Source organism: Pseudochelatococcus sp. B33, assembly GCF_053570585.1.
In genome coordinates this window covers 72,216-89,578 of record NZ_JBSEFH010000006.1, presented here as the reverse complement: position 1 = coordinate 89,578, position 17,363 = coordinate 72,216, and the positions used below count along the sequence as shown (strand labels likewise).

The following is a 17,363-nucleotide window of genomic DNA, read 5'->3' as shown; positions in this document are numbered from 1 at the left end:
GCAGACGGCGATGGACGTTTCCCTGTTCGATTTCGATTTGCCGGAATCCTCCATTGCCCTGCGCCCCGCGCACCCGCGCGACAGTGCGCGGATGCTTGTGGTGGATCCCGACGACCTTGTTGCCGACCGGCGGGTGAGCGATCTGCCGGCGTGGCTGCGCCCGGGCGACGTGCTCGTCCACAACGACACGCGCGTCATCCCCGCCCGGCTCAACGGCATCCGCGTGCGCGCCGACGCGGTGACGCGGGTCGAGGTGATGCTGCACAAGCGCGAATCCGCCGACACGTGGCGCGCCTTCGCCCGGCCGGGCAAGCGCCTCCGGGAAGGCGAGCGCATCCGTTTCGGCGAGGAGAACGAGAGCTACGCCTGCGAGCTCGCCTCGCTCGACGCCGAGATCGTGGACAAGGGGGAGGGCGGTGAGGTTCGGCTCCGCTTCGCCTTCTCGGGCCCGGTGCTGGACGAGGCCATCGCGCGGCTCGGGCACATGCCGCTGCCGCCCTACATCGCCTCGAAGCGGGCGGACGACGCGGCCGACCTCGCCGACTACCAGACCATCTACGCCCGCCACGACGGCGCGGTCGCCGCCCCCACCGCGGGGCTGCACTTCACCGACGATCTGGTGGCGAACCTCACGGCCGCCGGTATCGAGCGGCGGTTCGTCACCTTGCACGTCGGGGCCGGTACGTTCCTGCCCGTCAAGGCGGACGACACGCGCGACCACCGCATGCATGCGGAATGGGGCGTCATCGATGCGGCGACCGCCGACGCGCTCAACGCCGCCCGTGCCCGGGGCGGGCGCATCGTCGCCACCGGCACGACGGCGCTGCGGCTGCTGGAAAGCGCCGCGCGCGAGGACGGCACCATCGCGCCGTTCGAGGGCGATACGGCGATCTTCATCACGCCGGGTTACCGGTTCAAGGCCGTCGACATCCTGATGACCAATTTCCATTTGCCGCGCTCGACGCTGTTCATGCTGGTGAGCGCCTTCGCCGGGCTCGAGGCGATGAAGGCCGCCTATGCGCATGCGATCCGGGCGGGTTACCGGTTCTATTCCTATGGCGACGCCTGCCTGCTGTTCCGCAACGACGGACCGGGTGGATGAGCGCGCCGCTCACGTTCGAGATCGCGGCCCGCGATGGCGCTGCGCGCACCGGCCGCATCCACCTGCCGCGCGGCGAGGTCCGCACGCCCGCCTTCATGCCGGTGGGGACGGCGGCGACCGTCAAGGCCATGCACACCAGCGAGGTGCGGGCGCTGGGGGCGGACATCCTGCTCGGCAACACCTACCACCTGATGCTGCGGCCCGGCGCGGAGCGGGTGGCGCGGCTCGGCGGCCTGCACCGGATGATGCACTGGCCGCACCCGATCCTGACCGATTCGGGCGGGTTTCAGGTCATGTCGCTCGCCAAGCTGCGCAAGATCACCGAGCAGGGCGTGACCTTCCAGTCGCACATCGACGGCGCGCGCTACGAGCTGACGCCGGAACGGGCGATCGAGATCCAGGGCCTGCTCGGCTCCGACATCCAGATGCAGCTCGACGAGTGCGTGCGGCTGCCGTGCCCGGCTGCCGATGCCGCGCGCGCCATGCATCTGAGCCTGCGCTGGGCCGAGCGCTGCCGCACGGCCTTCCTCGCCCAGCCGGGGCGGGCGGAATGGGGCCGGGCGCTGTTCGGCATCGTGCAGGGGGCTGCCGACCGGGAGCTGCGCGTCGAGAGTGCGCGCGAGCTCACCGGCATGGCGTTCGAGGGCTATGCCATCGGCGGGCTCGCGGTCGGCGAGCCGCAGGATGTCATGCTGGACATGATCGAGACGGTGATGCCGCACCTGCCGGACGGCAAGCCGCACTACCTCATGGGCGTGGGCACGCCGGACGACATCGTGGAAGCGGTGCGCCGGGGCATCGACATGTTCGACTGCGTCATGCCCACCCGCGCCGGGCGGCACGGACAGGTGTTCTCGCGGTTCGGCAGGCTGAACCTCAAGAACGCCCGCCACGCCGACGACCCGCGTCCCATCGACGAGGCGTCGGCGTGGGAACCGGCGCGCACCTATTCGCGCGCCTATCTGCACCATCTCGTCAAGTCGGGCGAGATCCTCGGCATGATGCTGCTCACGGGCATCAACCTCGCCTATTACCAGGAACTGATGGCGGGGCTGCGCCAGGCCATCGCGGCGGGCCGGCTCGACGATTTCATCGCCGAGGCGAAGGAAGGCTGGACGCGGGGCGCGAGGGACGTTTGACCACCACGTCGTAGAAGTCGTCGCCCGGCTGCGGATCGGCGAACGGATTTGCAAGAGCCTCGGCAATGCGGCTCGCGAAGGGCACGCGGTAGTGCAGCGCGTCCCAGAAGTTTTCGTCCTTTTGCGTGACCGACGAGGGCTTACGGAAATCGAGCACGGTGGCGCCGTAGCGTGCGCCGATGGCGGCGAAGCGGGCTTTGCAGGTGCTATCCTGCGCCTCCGCGAGCGATCCCGGCCGGGGCTGGGCGCTGACATGGGCGGGCGGGAAGACGAGATAGACCCGCGTCTTCGCCGGCAGACGCCCGAGCAGGTCGTCGAGCCAGTCGGCGGCCGGAAAACGCCACGCGGCGCGTTCCGCCTCGGAGACGATGACCGGCGGCTCCTGCGGCACGACCGCGGCCGGGCGGCCCTTCGATGTGTGCTCGAACCAGATGTGGGCGTGGGCGCGCGCGGCGTCGTAGGCCGCGTCCGGGGGCACGAACACGCCGTAGCCGTCCTCGCGCAGCGACACGTCGCGCAGGCCGAGATCGTAGGAAACGAGGCGGGCGGCGATCTCCAGCGTCTTCATGTTGGCCGTGTCGAGCCAGTCGTTCCAACGGTTGTCGTCATAGAAGCGCTCGGGGAAGGCGCGGAAGGTGAGGCGCTTGTCGGGCGCGTCCGCCTCCATGTCGCACCATGGCAGGTCGAGGCCGAAGACCAGAACTTTCGGCGCGGGACGCGCGCGCAGGAAAAGGCGCGCCAGCTCCATCTGCTCCCACGGGGTCGCGGCGTTCATCGCCAGATTGGCGAATCGCACCGGCGCGCTCTCGGTGCCGAACAGGCCGTCGAGCTCCTGCGGGTCGAGGAGGCGTAGCGATGAGGTGCCGAACACGGCGCTGTCGTAGCGCGTCGAGCGCGCGAGCTGCGGATACATGAAGCGCTGGTTGATGTCGACGATGGGACGCGGCGCATCGCCCGCGCCGACGCGGATGCCGTAGGGGTCGACCGCCCCGATGACCGCCGCCAGCGCGCCGACGCAGGCAATGAGCGCGAGGGCGAATGTCGCCAGGAAACGGCGCCAGAGACGGGGTTCGGGGCGGGGCGGACCGTCATGTCCGGCGGGCGTGCCGGCCTCGTGGGTGCCGGCCTTGTTGGTGAATGTCATCGATACCAGCCAATAACCTCTCGCCCCCGGAACCTCTTGCCCCCGATGCCCCCGGCGTTCAAACGTGTCTGCTCACGCGCGTCTTTTTAAGGCTTTCGCCACCAACTGTCGATGACCGGGCCGAACAGCGGCGTCGTTTCCGGGCGTCCGATCCCGGCGCGCCGGGCGATCCACTGTCCGTCGGCGTGGAACAGCGGCACGACATGGAAGCCCGACAGCAGCGCCCGGTCGAGGGCGCGGACGGAATCGGTGAATTCCTCTGTCGTCTTCGCCGCCAGCAGGGCCGCGATGGCGGCATCGACGGCGGGCGACTTCACGCCGGTGATGTTGAGCGAGCCGGGACGGTCGGCCGCCGCCGACGACCAGCGGTTCGTCTGCTCCGAGCCGGGCGAGGCGGACACGTTCCAGCGATAGAGGATGACGTCGAAGTCGAACGCGAGCAGCCGCTTCCAGTATTGGGCTTCATCCACGAGACGCACGTTCGCCGTGATGCCGGCCGGCTGCAGCGACTGGGCGAAGTTGAGCGCCAGCCGCTCCTCCTCGCGCGATTTCACCATGATCTCGAACACGAGCGGCACGCCGCCGGCGTCGCGCAGCGCGCCATCCTGCAGGGTGTAGCCGGCGCTCGCCAGCAGGTCGAGCCCCTTGCGCGCCAGCGTCCGGTCGCGCCCGGTGCCGTCGGCCTCCGGCGGGCGCCATCGCCCCTCCAGGATGTCGTCGCGCACCGCGCCGGGGAAGGGCGCGAGCAGCGCCCGCTCGCGCACTGAGGCCGGCACGCCCGCCGACGACAGCGGCGAGCCGCTGAAATAGCTCTCCGTGCGCTTGTAGAGGCCGTGGAAGAGCTGGCGGTTGACCCACGGGAAATCGAAGAAATAGCCGAGCGCCTCGCGCACGCGCACGTCCGCCAGCGCCCCCCTGCGGCCGTTGAGCGCGAAGCCCTCCATGGGCCGCGGCGTGCCGACGGGCAGCGTCTCGCGCACGACGCGGCCGTCGCTCACGGCCGGGAAATCGTAGCCCACGGCCCAGCGCGCGGCGCTCTGCTCGACACGGACGTCATAGAGCCCGGCCTTGAACGCCTCGAACTGCGTATTGACGTCGCGGTAGTAGTCGAACCGGATCTCGTCGGCATTGTAGAGGCCGCGGGTGACGGGCAGCTCCCGCGCCCAGAAGTGGGGATCGCGGCGAAAGGTGATGCTGCGCCCGGCGTCCACCGCCGCGACCACGTAGGGACCCGAGCCCACCGGGATCTGGAAGGTCGTCTGCTCGAACGTCTCCGGGTCGATCAGATGAGCGGGCAATATCGGCATCTGCGCCAGCATGAGCGGCGTCTCGCGATTCTCGCCGGTGAGATCGAAGCGCACGGTGAGCGGGTTGATCTCGCGCGCCTCCTTCACCTGCGCGAAATAGCTGCGATAGTACATCTGCCCCTTCTTGCGCAGCAGGTTGAAGGTGAACACCACGTCCTCGGCCGAGATCGCCTGCCCGTCCGAGAAGCGCGCCCGTGGATTGATGTGGAAAACGATGAAGCTGCGGTCCTCGGGCATGCGGGCCGAATGGGCCACGAGGCCGTAGACCGAGAACGGCTCGTCGGCGGAGCGCGCCATCAGCGGCTGGAACACCAGCGTGGTGATGCCCTGGGCGGCAATGCCCTTCGGCACGAAGGGGTTGAGGTTGTCGAAAGTGCCGAGCACGCTTTGCACGAGACGCCCGCCTTTGGGCGCGTCGGCATTGACGTAGGGCAGGGCGGCGAAATCGTCGGGCAGCTGCGGCGCGCCGTGCATGGCGAGGCCGTCGAGGAGGGGCAGCCGGCGCCACTGTGCGTCCTCGCCCGTCAGCGGCAGCGGGGTTTTCGCCTCGGAATCGGGCACGAGGGAATCGTCGGCCGTCACCGGCAGGTCGGGGATCGTGGGCCGGGCGGCGACGCCGGACGCGGCGGCGGAAAACAGGATCAGAAACAACGCGATGGAATATCTGCCGGGGCGCATGCGCGGCCGTGCCGCGGCCGACCCGCGCTTGACGCCGAAAAAAGTGGCCGCTACTGACAAGGCAATCGCAAAAATGACAATTACCAAAAACACACTCATGGGAACGCGGATCCTGTTGCAATGATTCGCGCGCAAGTTTATGCGATCGCGGTCTGTGTGGTGAGAACACTATCACTGTATAAACGTACCAATTGATGAACAGCGCTGGAAAGCCGCAGGGAGACGGGGTAAAACACGCGTGTCCAACCATGCACGGTCTCGCCGCCTGTCGTCATTCCGGCCACGCGGGGCGAGGCAGGCGGAGCTGCGGATCGGATTCGCCGCCCCCATCACACCTTTCAAAGAGGATCGGTCGATGACCAGCTTGAAACAATCGGCGCCGCTGCGGGCAGCCAACGGAGTAGCTTTGGCGCTGGTTGCGTTCGTGAGCGCGCTGTCGCCGATTGCGGCCCAGGCCCAGCAGGCGCCGCAGCCCGTGCAGCCGCCGGCACCGCAGCCGGGCCAGCAGCCCGTGGCTCCCACCGGCCCCACCGTGGTGCAGTTGAAGGCCGAGCCTTCGCAGCCGGACTGGGTCAAGGTCTGCGGCAAGGATGAGGGCGCCAACAAGCAAGTCTGCTATACCACGCGCGATTTCGTGACCGAGCAGGGCAATCCGGTGCTGGCCGTCGCCGTGTACGACGTCGAGGGCGAGGCGACGCGGATCGTCCGCTTCCTGATGCCGCTCGGCCTGCTGCTGCGTCCCGGCCTGCGCTTCGGTGTCGACAAGAACGAGCCGTCGGCGGGCCAGTACGCCATCTGCTTCCCCAACGGCTGCTTCGCCGAGGCGCCGGTGCCGGAGGCGTTCGTCACCCAGCTCAAGCGCGGCAACATCCTGAACGTCAGCGCCCAGAACCAGATGGCGCAGGAAGTGACCTTCACCGTGCCGCTCGCCGGCTTCACGAAGGGCTTCGACGGCAAGCCGATCGATCCCGAAGTGCTGGCGCAGCAGCAGCGCGAGCAGCTGGAGCAGCAGCGCCGCATGGAGGAAGCCCTCCAGAAGCGCGCCGAGGAAGCCCGCCAGCGCGCCCTGCAGGGCGGCGGCGGAGCCGGAGCCCCCGCGCCGGGAGCGCCCGCCGCGCCCGCGCCGCAAACCCCGGCCGCACCCGCGCAATAACGCCGGAGCGCCTGCCGATCGGTCGGAATGCGCTCAAGACTGAGGAAATGAGCAAGTCTCACCGTTTCCGTGGAACGGTGAGACTTGCTGGCGCCCCGGCCTTTGGCCGCGGTTTTCGTTTCGCCGCTCCAGATCTCCCGGCACGTTACCGGGCATCGCGTCACCGGGCATGGGGCGCCTCCCGTGTCTCTCCCGGCAGCAGGGGCGCGACGGCGCTTGAGCGCTCGATGAGCATGCGGATATCGGGCGTCACGATCGGATAGTCCCATGAGCCCGAGATCTCGATCGGAAAGCCGATGGCGTTGGCCGATTGGGCTCCAGCGTCCTTGCCGGCGTCCGCCTCCGTCGGCGCCTGGCGGACATACGCGCGCAGATCGAGCGTGTGGTGGGCAATGCCGACGTCGCCGGTGATCATGCCGACGATCCCGTCGGCCTTCAGCGCCCCCTCCAGGCGTCCGTTGCCTTCGTTGATGACGAGCGTGGACTCGACGGTGCGGAAAGCCGTGCGTCCTCCGCGCCAGTCGAGCGCCGTGGCCAGCGGGCTGTGCCGGGAGCGGGTGATGACGTCGGCGAGATCGACGCCGAGCAGGTTGCCGCCTTCGATGCGCGCCGAGATGCTGCCGCTCAGGCCCGCGGCCATGAGGCGCGCCGATTGCCCGCGGGCGGCCAGCGTGATGCTGCCGCTCGCAGGGCCCGAAAACAGCGCGCCGCCGAACAGCCGATGCAGGGTCCTCTGCGCGTCGATCCCCTCGAACGCGCCGGTGAGGCGGGCCGACATGTCGTCCCGCCCCGGAACGAGCTGCAGCCGCCCCCGGACGGAGCCGTTTTCGAGCCGCGCCTGATTGAGGGCGAATTCCATCCTGCCGTTCGACACCAGGATGCCGGCCGCCACGTCCTGCATTTCGAGCGGGCCGAACTGGGCCCTCGAGATCGACAGCCGGACGTCGACATCGTTGGCGTCGTCGTCGTTGTCGTTGCCGGGGAGGGCGTGCAGCGGCCCCCGCCCTTCGGCCAGAAGCCTCAGGGGCACCGCCAGGAACCGGTTGAAGTCCAGGGTCGCCGCGTCGAGCGTCGCGGAAACGAGCATGCGCCCGGCGTCGCTGCGCCGCGCCGCGAGCGCGCCTTCGAGCGTCCCGCCCTCGATCTCGATGCGCACGTCCGGCATCGACAGGCCCTCGCCGGTCAACCGCGCGGTGCTCTTGATGGACATCTGCCCCGCGTTGCGCGAGAACGTCAGTGGCGTGCGCAGCCAGGCGGTGGCGCGGCCGAGCGAGCCGGTGCGGAAGTTCACGAGGCCGTCGAAGGCGGGCAGGTCGTCCGCGCCGATCACGCCGGCGAAGGAGAAGGATACCGGCTGCGCCGAAAAGCGCAGGACCACCGGCGATTGCAGCCCCGCCGCCAGCGATGCCGGATGCAGCTTGTCGATGCGCAGATCGACGGGCTCGCCGCGCCACACGGCGGTGGCGTTGAAATCGAGCAGGCGATTGGCCGAGGGCCAGGTCACGCTGGCGTTGAGGCGGCGCAGCAGCGTGCGGGCGCCGCCGCGGGCCAGGACCGTGCCGTCGACAACGGACACGCGCGCGGGCAACGGCGGACCGGCGGTGTCGGTCGCCATCGCGACGGCGATGAGCCGCTCGCGCGCCAGCTGCCACAGATCCCGCGGGCGCTGGGAGCCGTCCCACATGACGCGCGGATTGTGGATCGTCACCTGTTCGGCCTCCGCCCGGCCGCTCAGCAGGCGCCACAGGCCGAGGCGGGCGGAAACCTTCTCCGCACGCAGGATGCTCTCGCCCGGCGTGTCGGGGCCGATCACGACGCTGTGAAAATCGATCCGGGGCAGGGGCAGGAGAGTGATCGTGCTGGCGCTACTGGCGACGGAATGCCCGAAGGCGGCCTCGGCCTGCTCCGCCAACTCGGCGCGGAACGGCAAACGGTCGGCGGGCCACGGGACCGACCCGGCCGCGATCAGCACGATGCCGGCAAGCGCCAGAAAGAGATAGCGTCGACGAAAGGTCATATATACCGCATGGTTCAGCCGCCTCCCCCGACGGACCATCCCGATCATATAGCACGATATGGGTGCGACCGCGCCATTATGCCATTTGCTGTATTCGCCGGACTCGGCGGCGGCGCGGCGGGCACGGGTCGCCGTTTTCCGGCGGAGCCGCGTGTCGTTGGGACTTGTAATTCCGGCTGTGGACAATTATTCAATGAGCTTCATGTTCGCACTGTATCCGGCGCGGGCATGATTCGTGCTGGGCGGGAGAGCGCCCGACAGGTCATTCGGCGCCGAATCGACGTTGCCCGCGACATGATCGCTCGTGACATGATCGTCCGGGATAGGGCTGATCCGGGATAGGGCTGATCGTGGTGCGGACCCGCTGCGGCGGGGAAGACGCATCGGGAAGACGGGGCGGCGCGTGCGCCGGCCGAGCAAGGGGCGGCCCGCTCGCGGGCAGGTGGAGAGAGATGGCGAAGACGAGTCCGGTCCAGTTCATTCAGCAGGTTCGCGCCGAAACCAGGAAAGTGACCTGGCCGACGCGCAAGGAGACGCTCGTGACCACGGCGATGGTCTTCGTCATGGTCTTCCTGGCCTGCGTGTTCTTTTTCATTGTCGATCAGATCATCCAGCTCGGCATCGGCGCGATTCTCGGGATCGGCTGATCCGGTCGAGCCTCGCCGCGGCAATTTGAGAGTTGTGGGGGTCTGCGCGGCCTTGCGCCGCCGGGCCGGGGAGAGATCCGTTGGGATCGGAGACCCCATTGATGTCGGAGACTCGTTGATGTCCAAGCGTTGGTACATTGTCCACGCCTATTCCAATTTCGAGAACAAGGTCGCCCAGTCGCTGCGCGATCAGGCCCAGCAGCGCGGGCTGGAGGACAAGTTCGACGAAATCCTGGTGCCGACGGAAAAGGTCGTCGAGGTGCGCCGCGGCCGCAAGGTGGACACCGAACGCAAGTTCTTCCCCGGTTACGTGCTGGTGAAATGCGACCTGACCGACGACGTGTACCACCTGATCAAGAACACGCCGAAGGTGACGGGCTTCCTCGGCGCGGACAAGTCCAAGCCGCTGCCGATCCCGGACCATGAGGCCGAGCGGATCAAGGGGCAGGTGGCCGAGGGCGTCGACCATCCCAAGCCCTCCGTCACCTTCGAGGTGGGCGAGCAGGTGCGCGTGTCCGACGGCCCGTTCGCCTCGTTCAACGGCGTCGTCGAGGAAGTCGACGACACCCGCTCGCGGGTCAAGGTGGCGGTGTCCATTTTCGGCCGCGCCACCCCGGTGGAGCTGGAATTCGGTCAGGTCGCCAAAATCTGATCCGCTGGGGACCGGTCCATCGGGCCGAGCCGGCCGCGGCGCCGGAATGCGATTGCATGTGACGGCGGATTGGTGTAGAGAGCCGCCTTCATCCGTTACAGGACGATCCATCAACGCGGGAGATCCGCCCGGCCTGCCTGCCGGGAGTCCGGATCGGACCGCGGACTGCAACGCCGGCAACCGGTCCTTCCGGTGCGCCGGCCTCACGAGGAGCAGCCATCATGGCAAAGAAGATCACGGGTTACGTGAAGCTTCAGGTTCCGGCGGGCGCGGCCAATCCGTCGCCGCCGATCGGTCCGGCGCTGGGTCAGCGCGGCCTCAACATCATGGAATTCTGCAAGGCGTTCAACGCCAAGACCGCGCAGATCGAGAAGGGCACGCCGATCCCGGTGGTCATCACCGCCTATCAGGACCGCTCCTTCACGTTCGAGACGCGCAAGCCGCCGGTTTCCTTCTATCTCAAGAAGGCCGCGGGCCTGAAGAGCGGCTCGAAGACGGCGGGCAAGGGCGCTTCGGCCGGCAAGGTGACGCGCGCGCAGGTGCTGGAGATCGCGGCCGACAAGCTCGAGGATCTCAACACCGACAGCGTCGAGGCCGCCGCCGCGATGATCGAGGGTTCCGCCCGTTCGATGGGCATCGAGGTTGTGGGCTGAGGAGGCACGCATGGCACATGTTGGAAAGCGCGTCGTGGCCTCCCGCGAGGGCATCGACCGCAAGAAGCTCTACCCCATCACCGAGGCCGTGAAGGCCATCAAGGAACGCGCCACCGCCAAGTTCGACGAGACGGTCGAGGTCGCGCTCAACCTCGGCGTCGACCCGCGTCACGCCGACCAGATGGTGCGCGGCGTCTGCCAGCTCCCGAACGGCTCCGGCCGGTCGGTGCGCGTGGCCGTGTTCGCCCGCGGCCCCAAGGCCGAGGAGGCGAAGAACGCCGGCGCCGAGGTGGTCGGCGCGGAGGACCTGCTGGAGCAAATCCAGGGCGGCAACATCAATTTCGACCGCTGCATCGCGACGCCCGATCTGATGCCGCTCGTCGGGCGTCTCGGCAAGATCCTCGGCCCGCGCGGCCTGATGCCGAACCCGAAGGTCGGCACGGTCACGACCGATGTCACGGGCGCCGTCGCCGCCGCCAAGGGCGGCGCGGTGGAGTTCCGCGTCGAGAAGGCGGGCATCATCCATGCCGGCGTCGGCAAGGTGTCGTTCGACGAGGACAAGCTCATCGAGAACATCCGCGCCTTTACCGACGCGGTCATCAAGGCGAAGCCGTCGGGCGCCAAGGGCACCTACCTCCAGCGCGTCGCGATTTCGTCGACGATGGGTCCGGGGGTGAAGGTCGATCCGGCTTCCGTGCTGGTGGTCTGATCGGCGGCTGCCGGGGCAAGGCCCATGTCCGCGGCCCATGTCCGGGCGATGTTGCCGTTTTTTGACGATCGCCCGGATAAGGGATAAATTTTTCGTTTATTCCCCATGAGCCTTCTTGCGTTTTGCGCGCGAGGAGAATATGTGGACTGATCGACTCGGCTTGCCGGGTCGATTGTTGTTCGAGATTCCGGTCATTGATCGGTAGGATGGCGGGTTCGGGCGCGCTTTCGGGCGCGCCGTGATCCGCCAGTGTCCTGTCCAAGACTGCAGGTGCCCCGCGTTCGGCCGTGATGGCCGGGCGTATGGCCTAAGCCCGTTCCGGAGCCTGCACAGACGGGTAAGGCTGATGTCAGTTGCCGCCGGTTTTCCGGCGGAGATGGATCGGTTCGTACCTTCGTATCCGTGCCGCGGCGGCTGCCGTGGTTCGGGGGCAGGGCTCGCAAGCGCCGTCTTCCGGTGCCGGGCCTTTGGGTATCGGGCATCGCGAGGGCGGCATGTGTAGCTGGCGGGAAGGCGTCTAGCCTGTCCGCCGATTGGAAAGAGAGAGCCCCGTGGATAGAACGGCAAAAGCAGAGCTCGCGAGCGCGCTTGGCGAGGTGTTCAGCACCTCCGGCGTGATTGTCGTGGCTCATTACGCCGGCCTGAGGGTTTCGGATCTGCAGAAGCTCCGTCAGGAGGCCAAGCAGGCCGGCGCCAAGGTGCAGGTCGCGAAGAACCGTATCGCCAAGATCGCTCTCGAAGGCAAGGAAGTCGCCGGGATCGCGCCTCTGCTGAAGGGGCCGACGCTGCTGGCCTACTCCAGCGATCCGGTGGCCGCCGCCAAGGTCGTCTCCGACTTCGCCAAGACGAATGACAAGCTCGTCATTCTGGGCGGTGCGTCGGGCGCGACCACGCTGGATGTCAACGGCGTGAAGGCGCTCGCCTCGCTGCCGTCGCTCGACGAACTGCGCGCCAAGCTCGTGGGCCTCATCCAGGCTCCGGCGACGAAGGTTGCCCAGGTCGTCAACGCGCCCGCCGCCAAGGTGGCGCGCGTTTTCGGCGCCTATGCCAATCGAGATGCGGCCTGAAGGCCGATAAACCATTCAAACTGACGAACCGATACAGGAATTTTCATCATGGCTGATTTGACCAAGCTTGTCGACGAACTGTCGAGCCTGACCGTGCTCGAGGCTGCCGAGCTCGCGAAGCTCCTCGAGGAGAAGTGGGGCGTTTCCGCCGCCGCTGCCGTTGCCGTTGCCGCTGCCCCGGCCGCTGGGGGCGGTGCCGCCGCCGCTGTCGAGGAGCAGACCGAGTTCACGGTCGTCCTGGCCGCCATCGGCGACAAGAAGATCGAGGTCATCAAGGAAGTCCGCGCCATCACCGGCCTCGGCCTCAAGGAAGCGAAGGACCTCGTCGAGGGCGCTCCCAAGCCCGTCAAGGAAGGCGTTGCCAAGGACGAGGCCAACAAGCTCAAGGAGCAGCTTGAGAAGGCCGGCGCCAAGGTCGAGCTCAAGTAAGACGGTCGGACCCACCGGCCGATCGCCGATCGGCCGGGAACGGTGTAGTTCGCTGAAGTCCCATTTTGGTCCAGCTTCTTCTGGTAAGTCTTTGAGAATAGACGCCGTTATCCGAAACCAGAAATCATGCGGTTCCGGGGGAATCCTCCCGGGACCGCGTCGTCGTCCGAGGGGCAGCCATTGCCTGGCGCCGCTCCTTGGCCGCTGAGCGGCGGAACCGTTCACTGACCTTGCCGCGGGATTTGCGGCCCGGCTGACCAGGCGGCCCGGTTTTCGGGCACCTCCTCTGCAGTCAAGCGCGCAGGCGAGCCCCGCGCAAGCGAAGACAGGCAGAGAAGGACCGCCGGAGATAGGGACCTCCTGGTCAGGCGTGCGTTGAGGAGCAAGAGTCCACATGGCCCAGACGATCACCAGCCGGAAGCGTATCCGCAAGTTCTTCGGAAAAATCCGGGAAGTTGTCGAGATGCCGAATCTCATCGAGGTTCAGAAGGTATCCTATGACCAGTTCCTGCTGATCGACGAGCCGGAGGGCGGGCGGCCCGACGAGGGCCTGCAGTCCGTCTTCAAGTCCGTGTTTCCGATTGCCGACTTCGCCAACACCTCGCTGCTGGAGTTCGTGAAGTACACGTTCGAGCCGCCGAAATACGACGTGGACGAGTGCCGCCAGCGCGGCATGACCTATGCCGCGCCGCTCAAGGTGACGCTGCGCCTCATCGTGTTCGACGTGGACGAGGACACCGGCGCGCGCTCCGTCAAGGACATCAAGGAGCAGGACGTCTACATGGGCGACATCCCGCTCATGACGGACAACGGCACCTTCATCGTCAACGGCACCGAGCGCGTCATCGTGTCGCAGATGCACCGCTCGCCGGGCGTGTTCTTCGACCACGACCGCGGCAAGACGCATTCGTCGGGCAAGATCCTGTTCGCGGCGCGCATCATCCCCTATCGCGGCTCCTGGCTCGACATCGAGTTCGACGCCAAGGACATCGTCTACGCGCGTATCGACCGCCGCCGCAAGCTGCCGGTGACGACGCTGCTCTATGCGCTCGGCCTCGACGGCGAGGAGATCCTCGACACGTTCTACGAGAAGCTGCCCTACACCAAGGACGAGAACGGCTGGCGCGTGCCCTTCGACCCCAACCGCTACAAGGGGTTCAAGGCGAGCGTCGACGTGATCGACGCCGACACGGGCGAGGTGGTGCTGGAGGCCGGCAAGAAGCTGACCGTGCGCGCGGCGCGCCAGCTCGTGGAAGGCGGCGTCAAGGCCCTGCGCGCCACGGACGAGGACCTCTACGGCCAGTACATCGGCGAGGACGTCGTCAATCCCGCGACCGGCGAGATCTATGCGGAAGCGGGCGACGAGATCACCGAGAAGGTGCTCAAGGAATTCGACGGCGCGGGCGTGACCGAGATCCCGGTGCTCGACATCAACCACGTCAACATCGGCCCCTACATCCGCAACACGCTGGCGCTGGACAAGAACACCTCGCGCGAGACGGCGCTGTTCGACATCTACCGCGTCATGCGCCCCGGCGAGCCGCCGACGCTGGACGCGGCCGAGGCCATGTTCCACTCGCTGTTCTTCGACGCCGAGCGCTATGACCTGTCGGCCGTCGGCCGGGTGAAGATGAACATGCGTCTCGACCTCGACGCCGCCGACACCGTGCGCACCCTGCGCCGCGAGGACATGCTCGCGGTCGTCAAGGCGCTCGTCGGCCTGCGCGACGGGCGCGGCGAGATCGACGACATCGATCACCTCGGCAACCGCCGCGTGCGCTCCGTCGGCGAGCTGATGGAGAACCAGTACCGGCTCGGCCTGCTGCGCATGGAGCGCGCCATCAAGGAGCGCATGTCCTCGGTCGACATCGACACCGTGATGCCGCAGGACCTGATCAACGCCAAGCCTGCGGCGGCGGCGGTGCGCGAGTTCTTCGGCTCGTCGCAGCTCTCGCAGTTCATGGACCAGACCAACCCGCTGTCGGAAGTCACGCACAAGCGGCGCCTCTCGGCGCTCGGCCCGGGCGGTCTGACGCGCGAGCGCGCCGGCTTCGAGGTGCGTGACGTGCACCCGACGCACTACGGCCGCATCTGCCCCATCGAGACGCCGGAAGGGCCGAACATCGGCCTCATCAACTCGCTGGCGACGTTCGCGCGCGTCAACAAGTACGGCTTCATCGAGGCGCCCTACCGGCGCGTGCGCGACGGCAAGGTCACGAACGAGGTGAACTATCTCTCGGCCACCGAGGAGATGAAGTACGCCGTGGCGCAGGCCAATGCCGAGATCGATGCCGAGGGCCGGCTGACCGAGGACCTGGTCGTCTGCCGCCAGGCCGGCGACGTGGTCGTGGTGCCCCCCGAGCGCGTCGACTACATGGACGTGTCGCCGAAGCAGCTCGTGTCGGTCGCGGCCGCGCTCATCCCGTTCCTTGAGAACGACGACGCCAACCGCGCGCTGATGGGCTCGAACATGCAGCGCCAGGCCGTGCCGCTCGTCAAGGCGGACGCGCCCTTCGTGGGCACCGGCATGGAGGCCGTGGTGGCGCGCGATTCGGGTGCCGCCATTGCGGCGCGGCGCACCGGCATCGTCGACCAGGTGGACGCCACCCGTATCGTCATCCGCGCCACGGAGGATCTCGATCCGACGAAGTCGGGCGTCGACATCTACCGCCTGCAGAAGTTCCAGCGCTCGAACCAGTCGACCTGCATCAACCAGCGGCCGCTGGTGAAGGTGGGCGATGCCGTGAGCAAGGGCGACATCGTCGCCGACGGCCCCTCGACGGAGCTCGGGGAACTGGCGCTCGGACGCAACGTGCTCGTCGCCTTCATGCCGTGGAACGGCTACAACTACGAGGATTCCATCCTCCTGTCCGAGCGGATCGTGAAGGAGGACGTCTTCACCTCGATCCACATCGAGGAGTTCGAGGTCGCCGCCCGCGACACCAAGCTGGGGCCGGAGGAGATCACGCGCGACATTCCGAACGTGTCGGAAGAGGCGCTGAAGAACCTCGACGAGGCGGGCATCGTCTACATCGGCGCGGAAGTGCAGGCGGGCGATATTCTCGTCGGCAAGATCACGCCCAAGGGCGAAAGCCCGATGACGCCGGAGGAGAAGCTCCTGCGCGCCATCTTCGGCGAGAAGGCGTCGGACGTGCGCGACACCTCGCTGCGCGTGCCGCCGGGCGTGACCGGCACCATCGTCGAGGTGCGCGTGTTCAACCGCCACGGCGTCGACAAGGACGAGCGCGCCCAGGCCATCGAGCGCGAGGAGATCGAGCGCCTGGCCAAGGACCGCGACGACGAGCAGGCCATCCTCGACCGCAACGCCTACCAGCGTCTCGCGGACGTGCTGGTCGGCCAGACGGCGATCGCCGGCCCCAAGGGCTTCCGCAAGGACACGGAGATCGACCGGCAGGGGCTCGCCGAGATCCCGCGCTCGCAGTGGTGGCAGTTCGCGGTCGCGGACGACGCCGTGACGGCGGAACTGGAGGCCATGCGCAAGCAGTACGACGACTCGAAGAAGCGCCTCGAACAGCGCTTCCTCGACAAGGTCGAGAAGCTGCAGCGCGGCGACGAGCTGCCGCCCGGCGTGATGAAGATGGTCAAGGTCTTCGTCGCGGTGAAGCGCAAGATCCAGCCCGGCGACAAGATGGCCGGCCGCCACGGCAACAAGGGCGTGGTGTCGCGCATCGTCCCGATCGAGGACATGCCGTTCCTCGCGGACGGCACCCATGCCGACATCGTGCTCAACCCGCTCGGCGTGCCGAGCCGCATGAACGTCGGGCAGATCCTGGAGACGCATCTGGGATGGGCCTGCGCCAACATCGGCAAGCAGATCGGGCAGGCGGTGGACGCCTACCGCAAGGCGCAGGACGTGGCGGTGCTCAAGCGGGCGCTGAACGGCGTCTACGGCGACAACGCCGTGGCGGACGACGTGCTGCCCGAGGATCTGGTCGATCTCGGCGAGAGCCTGCGGCGTGGCGTGCCGATCGCCACGCCCGTGTTCGACGGCGCCAAGGAGGACGACATCGAGGCGCTGCTGGAGCAGGCGGGTCTCGACATCTCCGGCCAGTCGACGCTCTACGACGGGCGCACCGGCGAGCCGTTCGACCGCAAGGTGACGGTGGGCATCATCTACATGCTCAAGCTGCACCATCTCGTGGACGACAAGATCCACGCGCGCTCCATCGGCCCGTACTCGCTCGTCACCCAGCAGCCGCTGGGCGGCAAGGCGCAGTTCGGCGGCCAGCGCTTCGGCGAGATGGAGGTGTGGGCGCTCGAGGCCTATGGCGCCGCCTACACCCTGCAGGAGATGCTGACCGTGAAGTCGGACGACGTCGCGGGCCGCACCAAGGTCTACGAGGCCATCGTGCGCGGCGACGACACGTTCGAGTCCGGCGTGCCGGAGAGCTTCAACGTGCTGGTGAAGGAAATGCGTTCGCTCGGCCTCAATGTGGAGCTTCTGTCCTCCAAGGAGGCCCCCGAGGACGATTTCCCGGCGGAGGCGGCCGAGTGAAGCAGCGCAAGCTGAATCGGGGCAAGCCGATCAGGGTCTGCCGAGGGGCTGTTTCGCACGTGTTGAGCGGCGACAATAGGGATTGATGGGCATCCGGCCATAAAATGGCCGGGTGTCGCTGTTGTGTTTGGATTTCAAGGCATCGCGTCC

The 17,363-nt window shown here is 67.7% G+C and carries 14 protein-coding genes; 11 read left to right on the top strand and 3 right to left on the bottom strand.

Annotated features, from left to right (window positions below):
• The first annotated feature begins 10 nt into the window (after positions 1-10).
• Both queA and tgt read left to right on the top strand, forming a co-directional pair.
• Entirely contained in the window at positions 11-1,102 is a 1,092-nt protein-coding gene (gene queA / locus ACUSIJ_RS08120) for a tRNA preQ1(34) S-adenosylmethionine ribosyltransferase-isomerase QueA (protein WP_449307873.1), read from the top strand.
• Positions 1,099-2,241, top strand: coding sequence for a tRNA guanosine(34) transglycosylase Tgt (tgt, locus tag ACUSIJ_RS08115; protein ID WP_449307872.1), 1,143 nt, complete (start codon positions 1,099-1,101; stop codon positions 2,239-2,241). The genes queA and tgt overlap by 4 nt, the downstream gene beginning before the upstream one ends.
• Here the strand turns inward: tgt and ACUSIJ_RS08110 are convergent.
• A complete protein-coding gene (locus ACUSIJ_RS08110; RefSeq protein WP_449307871.1) occupies positions 2,192-3,385 on the bottom strand; it encodes a hypothetical protein in 1,194 nt (397 codons plus the stop codon). The two genes, tgt and ACUSIJ_RS08110, sit on opposite strands and share 50 nt — an antisense overlap.
• A gap of 86 nt (positions 3,386-3,471) precedes the next feature.
• Complete coding sequence (locus ACUSIJ_RS08105) at positions 3,472-5,343, bottom strand: extracellular solute-binding protein (protein WP_449307870.1); 1,872 nt, start codon at positions 5,341-5,343, stop codon at positions 3,472-3,474.
• 4 nt (positions 5,344-5,347) lie between these two features.
• On the opposite strand from ACUSIJ_RS08105, the gene ACUSIJ_RS08100 reads away from it, so the two are divergent.
• Both ACUSIJ_RS08100 and ACUSIJ_RS08095 read left to right on the top strand, forming a co-directional pair.
• Positions 5,348-5,494, top strand: coding sequence for a hypothetical protein (locus ACUSIJ_RS08100; RefSeq protein ID WP_449307869.1), 147 nt, complete (start codon positions 5,348-5,350; stop codon positions 5,492-5,494).
• Positions 5,495-5,725: 231 nt separating this feature from the next.
• Positions 5,726-6,523, top strand: coding sequence for an invasion associated locus B family protein (locus tag ACUSIJ_RS08095; RefSeq protein ID WP_449307868.1), 798 nt, complete (start codon positions 5,726-5,728; stop codon positions 6,521-6,523).
• 160 nt (positions 6,524-6,683) lie between these two features.
• Here ACUSIJ_RS08095 and ACUSIJ_RS08090 read toward each other — a convergent pair whose 3' ends face one another.
• On the bottom strand, positions 6,684-8,540 hold the full coding sequence (locus ACUSIJ_RS08090; protein WP_449307867.1) for an AsmA family protein: 1,857 nt from the start codon (positions 8,538-8,540) through the stop codon (positions 6,684-6,686).
• 452 nt (positions 8,541-8,992) lie between these two features.
• Between ACUSIJ_RS08090 and secE the strand changes: the two genes are divergently transcribed.
• The 7 genes from secE (at position 8,993) to rpoB (ending at position 17,213) form a co-directional block, all read left to right on the top strand.
• Entirely contained in the window at positions 8,993-9,187 is a 195-nt protein-coding gene (gene secE / locus ACUSIJ_RS08085; RefSeq protein ID WP_449307866.1) for a preprotein translocase subunit SecE, read from the top strand.
• A 118-nt stretch (positions 9,188-9,305) separates the two neighbouring features.
• A complete protein-coding gene (gene nusG / locus ACUSIJ_RS08080) occupies positions 9,306-9,839 on the top strand; it encodes a transcription termination/antitermination protein NusG (protein ID WP_449307865.1) in 534 nt (177 codons plus the stop codon).
• 221 nt (positions 9,840-10,060) lie between these two features.
• Positions 10,061-10,492 carry a 50S ribosomal protein L11 gene (rplK, locus tag ACUSIJ_RS08075; RefSeq protein ID WP_449307864.1) on the top strand — a complete coding sequence of 144 codons (432 nt, stop codon included), beginning with the start codon at positions 10,061-10,063 and terminating at the stop codon, positions 10,490-10,492.
• A 10-nt stretch (positions 10,493-10,502) separates the two neighbouring features.
• Positions 10,503-11,201 carry a 50S ribosomal protein L1 gene (gene rplA / locus ACUSIJ_RS08070; protein WP_449307863.1) on the top strand — a complete coding sequence of 233 codons (699 nt, stop codon included), beginning with the start codon at positions 10,503-10,505 and terminating at the stop codon, positions 11,199-11,201.
• A 551-nt stretch (positions 11,202-11,752) separates the two neighbouring features.
• Positions 11,753-12,268: a 50S ribosomal protein L10 gene (gene rplJ, locus ACUSIJ_RS08065; protein ID WP_449307862.1), complete on the top strand. Its 516-nt coding sequence runs from the start codon at positions 11,753-11,755 to the stop codon at positions 12,266-12,268.
• A 48-nt stretch (positions 12,269-12,316) separates the two neighbouring features.
• Positions 12,317-12,697, top strand: coding sequence for a 50S ribosomal protein L7/L12 (rplL, locus tag ACUSIJ_RS08060; RefSeq protein ID WP_449307861.1), 381 nt, complete (start codon positions 12,317-12,319; stop codon positions 12,695-12,697).
• A gap of 394 nt (positions 12,698-13,091) precedes the next feature.
• Positions 13,092-17,213, top strand: a complete 4,122-nt coding sequence (rpoB, locus tag ACUSIJ_RS08055; RefSeq protein ID WP_449307860.1) for a DNA-directed RNA polymerase subunit beta — start codon at positions 13,092-13,094, stop codon at positions 17,211-17,213.
• The last annotated feature ends 150 nt before the right edge of the window (positions 17,214-17,363 follow it).

What these genes read in the sequence shown, in the direction of transcription:
- ACUSIJ_RS08090 (WP_449307867.1), bottom strand. Translation starts at nt 8,540, where the DNA reads ATGACCTTTCGTCGACGCTATCTCTTTCTGGCGCTTGCCGGCATCGTG.
- ACUSIJ_RS08110 (WP_449307871.1), bottom strand. Translation starts at nt 3,385, where the DNA reads ATGACATTCACCAACAAGGCCGGCACCCACGAGGCCGGCACGCCCGCC.
- tgt (WP_449307872.1), top strand. Translation starts at nt 1,099, where the DNA reads ATGAGCGCGCCGCTCACGTTCGAGATCGCGGCCCGCGATGGCGCTGCG.
- rplK (WP_449307864.1), top strand. Translation starts at nt 10,061, where the DNA reads ATGGCAAAGAAGATCACGGGTTACGTGAAGCTTCAGGTTCCGGCGGGC.
- ACUSIJ_RS08095 (WP_449307868.1), top strand. Translation starts at nt 5,726, where the DNA reads ATGACCAGCTTGAAACAATCGGCGCCGCTGCGGGCAGCCAACGGAGTA.
- nusG (WP_449307865.1), top strand. Translation starts at nt 9,306, where the DNA reads ATGTCCAAGCGTTGGTACATTGTCCACGCCTATTCCAATTTCGAGAAC.
- ACUSIJ_RS08100 (WP_449307869.1), top strand. Translation starts at nt 5,348, where the DNA reads ATGGAATATCTGCCGGGGCGCATGCGCGGCCGTGCCGCGGCCGACCCG.
- rpoB (WP_449307860.1), top strand. Translation starts at nt 13,092, where the DNA reads ATGGCCCAGACGATCACCAGCCGGAAGCGTATCCGCAAGTTCTTCGGA.
- secE (WP_449307866.1), top strand. Translation starts at nt 8,993, where the DNA reads ATGGCGAAGACGAGTCCGGTCCAGTTCATTCAGCAGGTTCGCGCCGAA.
- queA (WP_449307873.1), top strand. Translation starts at nt 11, where the DNA reads ATGGACGTTTCCCTGTTCGATTTCGATTTGCCGGAATCCTCCATTGCC.
- rplA (WP_449307863.1), top strand. Translation starts at nt 10,503, where the DNA reads ATGGCACATGTTGGAAAGCGCGTCGTGGCCTCCCGCGAGGGCATCGAC.
- rplL (WP_449307861.1), top strand. Translation starts at nt 12,317, where the DNA reads ATGGCTGATTTGACCAAGCTTGTCGACGAACTGTCGAGCCTGACCGTG.